Annotated in this window: 11 protein-coding genes; all 11 read right to left on the bottom strand. The window is 39.4% G+C overall.

Annotated elements, in window-relative coordinates; genetic code table 11:
* Positions 1-472: 472 nt before the first annotated feature.
* The 11 genes from VNE01S_RS18295 to VNE01S_RS18245 all read right to left on the bottom strand — a co-directional run bounded on the left by VNE01S_RS18295 (position 473) and on the right by VNE01S_RS18245 (position 8879).
* Positions 473-958 (bottom strand): hypothetical protein, encoded by a 486-nt coding sequence (locus VNE01S_RS18295; protein WP_049878836.1) that lies wholly within the window; start codon positions 956-958, stop codon positions 473-475.
* Between the two features lie 157 nt (positions 959-1115).
* Positions 1116-1526, bottom strand: coding sequence for a hypothetical protein (locus VNE01S_RS18290; protein ID WP_053397229.1), 411 nt, complete (start codon positions 1524-1526; stop codon positions 1116-1118).
* Between the two features lie 146 nt (positions 1527-1672).
* Positions 1673-2053, bottom strand: coding sequence for a nuclear transport factor 2 family protein (locus VNE01S_RS18285; RefSeq protein ID WP_053397230.1), 381 nt, complete (start codon positions 2051-2053; stop codon positions 1673-1675).
* Positions 2054-2193: 140 nt separating this feature from the next.
* Positions 2194-3960, bottom strand: coding sequence for a hypothetical protein (locus VNE01S_RS18280; RefSeq protein ID WP_053397231.1), 1767 nt, complete (start codon positions 3958-3960; stop codon positions 2194-2196).
* 171 nt (positions 3961-4131) lie between these two features.
* Positions 4132-5130: an Abi family protein gene (locus VNE01S_RS18275; RefSeq protein WP_053397232.1), complete on the bottom strand. Its 999-nt coding sequence runs from the start codon at positions 5128-5130 to the stop codon at positions 4132-4134.
* Between the two features lie 251 nt (positions 5131-5381).
* Positions 5382-5741, bottom strand: a complete 360-nt coding sequence (locus VNE01S_RS18270) for a VOC family protein (RefSeq protein ID WP_053397233.1) — start codon at positions 5739-5741, stop codon at positions 5382-5384.
* A gap of 151 nt (positions 5742-5892) precedes the next feature.
* On the bottom strand, positions 5893-6579 hold the full coding sequence (locus VNE01S_RS18265; protein ID WP_045619975.1) for a hypothetical protein: 687 nt from the start codon (positions 6577-6579) through the stop codon (positions 5893-5895).
* A gap of 139 nt (positions 6580-6718) precedes the next feature.
* A complete protein-coding gene (locus VNE01S_RS18260; RefSeq protein WP_245649910.1) occupies positions 6719-7270 on the bottom strand; it encodes a dihydrofolate reductase family protein in 552 nt (183 codons plus the stop codon).
* 178 nt (positions 7271-7448) lie between these two features.
* The gene (locus VNE01S_RS18255) at positions 7449-7814 is read right to left on the bottom strand and encodes a hypothetical protein (protein WP_053397235.1); all 366 of its coding nucleotides are present in this window, start codon (positions 7812-7814) and stop codon (positions 7449-7451) included.
* A gap of 151 nt (positions 7815-7965) precedes the next feature.
* A complete protein-coding gene (locus tag VNE01S_RS18250; RefSeq protein WP_053397236.1) occupies positions 7966-8352 on the bottom strand; it encodes a hypothetical protein in 387 nt (128 codons plus the stop codon).
* A gap of 149 nt (positions 8353-8501) precedes the next feature.
* Entirely contained in the window at positions 8502-8879 is a 378-nt protein-coding gene (locus tag VNE01S_RS18245) for a hypothetical protein (protein WP_017191301.1), read from the bottom strand.
* Between the last annotated feature and the right edge of the window lie 33 nt (positions 8880-8912).

Here is an 8912-nt window from a genome sequence, read left to right as displayed (position 1 = left end):
AATCCCTCTTGAATGCTTTGTTAGTTGCCAGACCTAACGCTTTCATTTGAAGTGGATTGCCGCTTTGCCAACACTAGCTTTACGTGTTTTAAGAAACTTAAATCAGGCGCAGTTTTAAAACGACTGTCACTGAAACCACTTGGAACACACAACGCCGTAAAAAACGGACTGTCAAACCTAAGAGCTCTTTTGGAAAAACAATGCTACAGAGCTAACTTTCAACAAGTAAATCGGCTTCTGAAACAGAAAACCCAAATCACTAGAAATTGAAATACGAAAATCTAGCCAAAAACACACGGACATTAACCCTAAATATTCTGCTTTAAGTGGCGTTTTTCCCGTTGGCAACTAACGCCCAGTTAAGGGGTGAACAACGCAATACCGAAGTTGATGCATACCGCCTTAAACACTAAAACCAACGCATAGTAAAAATGCCACGCGTTGTGAATCCCTCTTGAACTGTTTGTTAGCCCTATGGCTGATAGCGAATTTTAGGGACTATGGTTAAAAAATAGAACTCGGAATATAAAATAGCGCAAGCACGACAAAATGCATGTCTTGGATCTGTTATCTTTTCGTTTTGTATGCAAGACAATTGCATACAGCGGTCACTTATACTTGCGTTATTAAAAGACAACTCCTCAAGATTTTTGTCTGTCAACTTATGAGCAAACTCATTTCTAATTCTTCTTATTTTTTCCAAATCTTGGTACTGAGATTTATCAACGAGTTTCAGCATGTAAGACAAATCAATACAAGAAGAAAAGTCTGACAGTCGACCATTCTGAAAAAGTCGTTTATATACGACTTCATCATCTAATAAATTTGCTTTCAAAGCTGCCTTTAGTTCTTCTTCCACCCAAGCGGCACCAACGATTGCAGTACCTCGATCCGATTGCGATTCGATTTCTTGCAATAAAACCATCTGCCGCTTCATATCGTTCTCAGTAAAACTCATTTTATCTCCGAATAGGGCTAACGCCCTGCTAAGGGGTGAGCAACGCAATACCGAAGCCGCTGCATACCACCTCAATCACTAAAATCAACGCATAGTAAAAATGCCACGCGTTGTGAATCCCTCTTGAGCAGTTTGTTAGGCATTTTGTCACCACAAACTACTTGCCCGTTTTTACCCTCATTAACTTCCAAAATGAAAGCATGAAAATAGCCAACGAGAAAACAATATGAAGCGTTGGTATGCTTCTAGACAAGACGCCAGACTCTCCCAAATGAGAATCAAACTCTTTGCCACACAAATGATGACCTTCAATGGTTGTTTCAATTACAAAAGACGCCCAGACACTAGTTACCGATATAGCAACTAACAAAGCAATCAAGGGCGTAATCCATATAAATATTGAATCTCTATTTTCACGAAGAAGTTTGACTATGATGAGAATGAACAGTACTGAGCCATACATTATCGAAGCATAAAAGCGCCCATCATCTCCCTGCGTACAAGTCCCCGCAACTGCACCGAGTGAAACCAAAAGACCAAACAATACTATCAATATCGAACTGTACATTTGTAACCTTTGATGCCTAACGCCCAATTAAGGTGTGAGGCACGCAATACGGTGCTTCCGCATACCACCTTAACCACTAAAACCAACGCATAGTAAAAATGCCACGCGTGCCGAATCACTCTTAAATTGTTTGTTAGGTGCGTAGCTTAATCTTGCACTAATCTGACCCATTTTGCCCGCCATGCCTGTGCTTCCATTGGGTCTGGCCAGAACTCTTTTTGCTTACTTATTAAGCCATTTTCAACGGTATGAAAAGTTATAGCTCGTGCTTTTTGGACACTATCTGTAATTGATACATCAGTGACAACTGTTTCACCGTCGCAAACTACAGAGTGAATTGTAAACTCCCAAACACCATTCGCTGGGTAATAGGAATTGATAGCCGTAAAGTTATCTCGGCCAATAATAAGTTCACCAGACTGCGGCCAGAAACCCTCAAAGTCTGGGCTAAGCCACTCGCTTGCTTTGGCAAAGTCATTTGTTTTCATCGCATCCCAAAAAGCTAGGACGACTTCCTTTGAGTTCATGATTTTCTCCAAGCACCTAACGCCCTGTTAAGGTGTGAGCAACGCAATACCGATACCGCCGCATACCACCTTAATCACTTAAACCAACGCATAGCGAAAATGCCATGCGTTGCGAATCACTCTTGAACAGTTTGTTAGGGCTATGGTTTACACAATATGTGAGCTTGCACCCCAAAATCTTTACATGAACTTATAAACGTATTGATTAACCAGATTAATTGCACATAATGTGGCTTACATTTTTGACCTAAAGCCAATTTGTTTAATTCTACTGTCAACTTAGCCTTACTCAAAAAAGGTGTTGCAAGTACAATTTTCTTTATAGAGTTAGGATTTTGATTTACAGCATCGAGAGCTACTTCTAGATCTTGCCAATTCTGAGCCCCTGTGACTCTACTAATATTGGTACTCTCATAATTTTTGTACCATTCATTATCGTATTTATTTTTATATAATTGTTTTTCAGCTTGAGTTCGACCAATGTTTTTTAGTGCTTGAGCGACTACGTCGTGGAAAGCACTAGCGCCATACGTATCTTTATTAGTAAATTTTGAATGTATAAAAGAGATAGACGGAATATTACTATTGCTATCTATGGCAATATGATCAGCCCATTCGTCATTCATGTCATCACAGATAATAATATTATGAGGAGCACAATATTGTTCTTCAACTTTCCGAAATAGAGAGTTAACAGGGAATCTTGTTAAACTTCTTGCATGTGGTTTTTCTTTTTCACTGGAAACACCATTAAAATCATAACTATCATCAAATATATTAAGTATCGAATGAATATTATTCAGCAAATGCTTATCTTCAAAACATGACTTAGAATAATATGAGTAATTTGGAGAGTCGAACACAGCAGAAAATGGCTTTTCTTTATTTACATATTTACCAATAGTGTAACTATTCGTGCCATTTTCAGTAACTAAAATGTTATCGAGAACCTGATTTCTAATTGTAATTAAATTCTTTGAGTATGAAACCTTACCGGATAAAGCTGTACCTTTAACTTTCAATATGTCACCGTCAACTAAAACAGGAGATTTTAATTGATTAAAAATCCTATTTATTTCTCCGGAATTTAACTGACTACCATCAGTCTTACTTAGGGTAACTTGACCAGCCAGAAACTTAGTTTCTATTTCACTCAAATCAATAAGAATAGCCACAACCTTATGCCCCAAATCTATAATATCCTTCAAACAGATAGGGGAAGCAAAATTTCTAAGAAACTCACTTTGGTTTGTAGTTACCTTTATTTCATCTTTAATTTCAATAACCCAGTCGATTAATTCATCAAATGCTGACTTTTTATCTCTATGGCTAACTCTCGAAGTACTTGGAGTTAGAGTATATGAGTCTGCGCCGACTTTCATTCTGAAGTTGCTTGGGATTGATCGACTAGACGAATTGGATGAGACAATACCATTCAAGCTTTTAGCTTCTAATGAACGGGATCTGATAACAGCATTTGATATGCTCATGTTCTTCATGGTGACCCTTTCATATTCTGGGCTTTTATCACCATGAAAATGACAGAATTTTTGGTAATCAAATTCATCTATAAAAGAAGAAAAATACTTTTCTGGTGAATCAACATATTTCTTCAAAATAGCTAAGGCGTCATCACACTCTATTAATAACAAATAGGCATACTTTTGTTCTTTAACAGAAGTTCCCGCTAAAAATGAAGGCTCGGCTTCTATCTTGTATGCAACAACAGAGTATACAACTTGATTACCTGAAGCTGTTGTATAACTTCTTTTAGGCTCGTTTAGAAGGTAGTTACCTACACGCTCTTTAGAGATCTCTTTGAATGTATCTTCAATAGACTTCTTCGTAATTGCTTTTTTCAGCTCATAAAACTGAACATTCTTGCTTAGACTTAAATTTCCAATCATTTTAACCTAATCCCTTCATGTACGACTAAACTCGCAAAATAGCCCTAACGCCCTGTTAAGGTGTGAGCAACACAATACCGAAGTTACCGCATGCCGCCTTAAACACAAAACGCAACGCATAGCAAAAAATGCCAAGCGTTGCGAATCACTCTTAAACAGATTGTTATATGCCTAGGCTATAAAGTTGTCGATATTCATACCCGATTCTGGGATACCCATTGATTCCTTGTGACACAGTGGAAGATTAGAAAAAGAATCTACCTCATCGATAAAGTGCTGGATCCAATCTGAATTAGGGCCTATCTGTTGAATTAAGTACCAAATGACTGTGATCAAACCATATAGCTTCTTTCTACTATCTTCACTTAACGCAAAGCGATCGAAGTAAATACCATCATCTGTAGCACCTCCCTCAGGTACACCTATGGGGTTATTTGACGTTTGATTCCAGACCCTTGTATGGTGAGCACACCTATTTCGCAAAATGTTAATTTCTTGAAGCCAGCGAATTAGCAATGACGGATTACTAACACCTAAGCGTTGAGCGATAGCATTTTGATGCGAACGCTTCAAAAGTTCGAAGTACTTCGAAAGAGTACCAAATGACCATGCCTCAACAACAACCCAGATTGGCATAGATCTTTTAGATTTCTTATGCCAAACAATATACTCTTCTTTACTACGAGAGAGCTCCGAACGTTGACGACCGCTCCATTCGACCCAAGAGTTTTTAACTTGAGCTCCTTTATAATAGTAGTCTTCTAATTGAGCCGGGTTGATAAAGTCAGGATTTTGGTAGGCAAGTTCATCTATACGTCCTAACTCATGTGCAAGAACTGTTTTGAGGTTAATTTCGATACGCTCAATGGCATCAAGTAACAATAAGCGTAGACGCTTATCAAAAGTATAAAGCTTAAATATCTCGTCAAAACTTGTGTTAGGGAGAAATGTATCTAAGCGTTTAGGCTTTCTGTTTAACATAATGGCATTACCATCATCGTCAAACTCTATCATGCGACATGGATACCAAAAGCCGCTCAAACGATAATATCCGACTTGAGAAAGCTTCCGCTCAGCCCGCTCGGTATCAGGAATCAACATACCATTACCACTCAAGGAAATTACCAGTTCGTCGTATTCCTTAAATGGCTTCGCTTCGACAAGAGCCAAATTACTAACCTCCAGATATAAGAAGGCCTAGACGTAATACCAAGTAAAACTCGGTAACAGCGGTCTAGGCGCGATTGCCAACTATACTACTATTTTTTGACTTTGAGTCAATAGAATTTTCGATAAAGGCATATAACGCCGCATTAAGGGGTGAACAACGCAACCACCCAACCTAAACCATTGTGCCGAAAACACTAAAGCCAATTCAAACCAAAACTGCCAAGCGTTGTGAATCCCCCTTAAATGCTTTGTTATACGCGGGCTTCCGACCAAACTGCGAACTCATTACCACTTGGTTCTAGAAAATGAAAACGGCAACCGCCAGGAAATTCGAATATAGGACGAATGATTTCACCACCACTTTGAGCGACTTTCTTTAGAGTACCTTCAATGTCAGAGCTGTAGAATACTAAAAGTGCTCCACCGGTATTAGTTTGGTTGCAGCAATCAGCTTTGAAGAAACCACCGTCTAATCCCTGACTTGAAAAAGCTGTATATTCAGGTCCGTAGTCGACAAACTCCCAACCGAAAACTGAAGAGAAGAATGATTTTGTCGACTCTAAGTCTTTTGCGCCAAACTCAACATAATTAAGTTTTTCATGCTGATTCATTTCCTTGCTCCTTGTTGATTGTCCTGATAGGCGTATAACGCCCGCTTAAGTGGTGAGCAACGCAATGCGATGTTTCCGCACACCACCTAAATCACTAAATTTGCCGCAAACCACAAATGCCACGCGTTGCGAATCCGTCTTAAAGCGTTTGTTAGGTACGTTCTACAACTGTATAGAATTCTTGCAACACTGTAGACATCCATTTGATATTTGCAGTCTGATTAAGTGCTGTCTGAATAGTTGAGCCTACCGCAGTTCTATAAGTATCGCCTGTCGAAGAACCAATGCTTAGTGGATAGTCTGAAATTTCATCACCAATTATTGCTTTGGATAGTTTTCTTGCAGCTTTCTCATCCCATACCCCCGAATTGTGAACTAAACAGTTTCGAGTCTCCCTGATAGAGATAATATTAAAAAACAGTTCATCTGAAATATCTAAGCCCAGTTCCACGAGCTTATCCTTACCAAAGTAAATCACCTTCCCCTCGTACTTTTCAGGCTTGAGATAAATCATCGCTTCTCGAATAAAATGCTCAAAATTTGAGTACATTAACTGAACTGAAAACTCAAATATTTTCCTCGAACCTTCTTCCATCATGTACTGCTTCATATCAGCCTGATTGAGTTCGATCGCGGGTATTTCACCTTTTTCATAACCAGTTGGAGCTCGGTCCAAAATCCGAATGGGCATGTTACCGTGGATGTTCCTTGCTAGGTGAGGAGGTAAACCCTGAGCTAAATGCTGAGAAGAGTGAAACAATACTGCTGATTGATAAGACGCGAAAAACTTCTCGACTTCTTTTAATTTTTCACATGAATGTACTGCTAATTCTTTCATTATGACTCCTAAAGTACCTAACGCTGCGTTAAGGGGCGACAACGCAATACCACCCAAACTTAATTGTTGTGCCATAGACACTTAAGCTAAAATTTTAACCAAAACCGCCAAGCGTTGGGAGTCCCTCTTAAACGCTTTGTTATAAGTAATTTACGGAATACTTTGTTTGAATGTAATCATTAGGAAACACTGTTGCTGAAGCTTCTCGCAACTGAATAGCTTTTTCCAATTTACCAAAAAGTGGAATACCTCCACCAAGAATCACAGGAACTCTTGTTATTGTGACTTCATTGATCAATTGTTGATTTAAAAATGAGGTAATTGTAGAGCCACCATCAATATAAGCGTGCTTATAACCGTCTTGAGCAAGTTTACGCACTAAATCAGATAGGCCTCCAGAGTACATTTCAACTTTACCTGAAAGGTTTTCAGGCGCTGCTTTAAGTGTATTACTCAAGACATAAATTTTTATATCACCATAAGGCCACTGTTCAGAGGTCAGATTAAAACTAGAGATCGTTTCCATACATTTTCGCCCCATGACCATACAATCAACCGAATTTACATAATCAGCAAAGCCCATATCTGGATTTTCACTCATATCAGCACCCTGATTGCCTGATACATGAAGCCAATCCAAACCGCCATTTACATCTGCGATGTAACCGTCTGTACTGGTTGCAATAAACACTGAACACTTCATCTTTTAGTCCCTAGATCCGAAACTGACAATTACTTATAACGCCCTGTTAAGGTGTGAAGCACGCAATGACCAGGCCACTGCATGGCACTTCAACACAAAAATCACCGCATACTAAAAATGCCACGCGTGCTGAATCACTCTTAAACAGTTTGTTAGCTCTTGCCCACTATTTTAGAGTTATACTAAATATCTCACTGTTTACCCCACCAATAACTATCGGCGTTTCTATTTGCTCGCTCTGCACCAAAATTGTTGTATTTAACTCACGGCTTGATTTACGAGATTTACTTTTTCGAACGACTAACACATCTACTATGTAATCCGAGGAGTCCTTAGTTACTGAGCCTGAAAACTCAACATTTTCTTCGTCATTATCTTTTATGGTGTCAAACCTTCTATCTTGATGAATTTCAGCAGATATAGATGAATTATCATAGGTCAAAACCACTGATGTTGGTTCTACGTTTTGACTACCTGATGAACCAAACGCTGTAAAACACATTGTAAGTATAATTTTTGATTTGATTTTCATTCTCTGACTTCTATTTTTACGCAAAGAGAGCTAACGCCGCGTTAAGTAGTGAGCAACGCCAACCACCTAACCTAAACCTTTGCACCGTAAGCACTTAACCCAAATTTGAATGCAGAACGCCAAGCGTTGGGAATCTGCCTTAAACGCCTTGTTATGTTGCTGACGGCCATTCATGAAACTCGCCTTGTAATAGTTGCTCTTTGGACAATTCTGCCCCACCCACTATTAAGTAAACTTTTATAGAGCCTATGCCTAACCCAACCTCTTTAAATGCCCTTAGCTCAACATTGGTGTAACCACCTTCAGCCGTTGGTATCAGATGAATAAACAAAATTGGAGTTCGCAATAAAGGCTTTTTAGGCGCTAGCTTGTCAATTATATTCTGGAATGAACTCTCAATTAGAAAAAAGTCACCCATCAAAGTTCGAGGGTGACTTAGCCCCTCACAAAGTTCTACTGCACATTCACCGGTTTCAAGGTTTCGACCAGTAACTTTCCCTTTGACTACCTGGAAGTAAACATGTCTCTTACTAAACAACCGAATTCTCCTTTGACCTACTTGAAGCTACATAACGCCCTGTTAAGGGGTGAGCAACGTAATATATAAGCTACCGCACACCACCTTAAACACTAAAACCAACGCATAGTGAAAATGCCACGCGTTGCGAATCCCTCTTGAACAGATTGTTATGCGACTGGTGATGATAGCTTTGAATTTGCCATTCTTACGATCTGGCGGACGGGCTGCAAATGAATTTCAGCAATAATTGCGGATACAAAACCCATTATCACTACGGGAATGCCAACCGAAAAACTAAACCACATTGCGCCACTTAACTCTGGCTGTCCCCACTGACTAAAAAGCGACGATAGAATTGAAAAAAGTGCCAGCGTCAAAGCGATAAGCTGAGTCCAAGTATGAGTAGACACCACAAAAGTATTTGAATAGGCACTTTTCCGAATAATCGCCTTCCCCGTTAATGCCCCCATTTTCACTCGAATACTTGAATTGCTACCAGAGACTTCATAGCCCTGAGCAACTAACTGATCAATTATTTCTTCCACTCGAAACTCCTATTTCTGGGTCGCATAACGCCC

The sequence above is a fragment of the Vibrio nereis NBRC 15637 genome (genome assembly GCF_001591105.1).
In the GTDB taxonomy this organism is placed as follows: Bacteria; Pseudomonadota; Gammaproteobacteria; order Enterobacterales; family Vibrionaceae; genus Vibrio; species Vibrio nereis.
The sequence above is the reverse complement of the archived record's forward strand: the minus strand, read 5'-3'. Positions and strand labels throughout refer to the sequence as shown.

Coding starts and splice junctions, on each gene's coding strand:
- VNE01S_RS18295 (WP_049878836.1), bottom strand. CDS start 958: ATGAGTTTTACTGAGAACGATATGAAGCGGCAGATGGTTTTATTGCAA.
- VNE01S_RS18290 (WP_053397229.1), bottom strand. CDS start 1,526: ATGTACAGTTCGATATTGATAGTATTGTTTGGTCTTTTGGTTTCACTC.
- VNE01S_RS18285 (WP_053397230.1), bottom strand. CDS start 2,053: ATGAACTCAAAGGAAGTCGTCCTAGCTTTTTGGGATGCGATGAAAACA.
- VNE01S_RS18280 (WP_053397231.1), bottom strand. CDS start 3,960: ATGATTGGAAATTTAAGTCTAAGCAAGAATGTTCAGTTTTATGAGCTG.
- VNE01S_RS18270 (WP_053397233.1), bottom strand. CDS start 5,741: ATGAATCAGCATGAAAAACTTAATTATGTTGAGTTTGGCGCAAAAGAC.
- VNE01S_RS18265 (WP_045619975.1), bottom strand. CDS start 6,579: ATGAAAGAATTAGCAGTACATTCATGTGAAAAATTAAAAGAAGTCGAG.
- VNE01S_RS18255 (WP_053397235.1), bottom strand. CDS start 7,814: ATGAAAATCAAATCAAAAATTATACTTACAATGTGTTTTACAGCGTTT.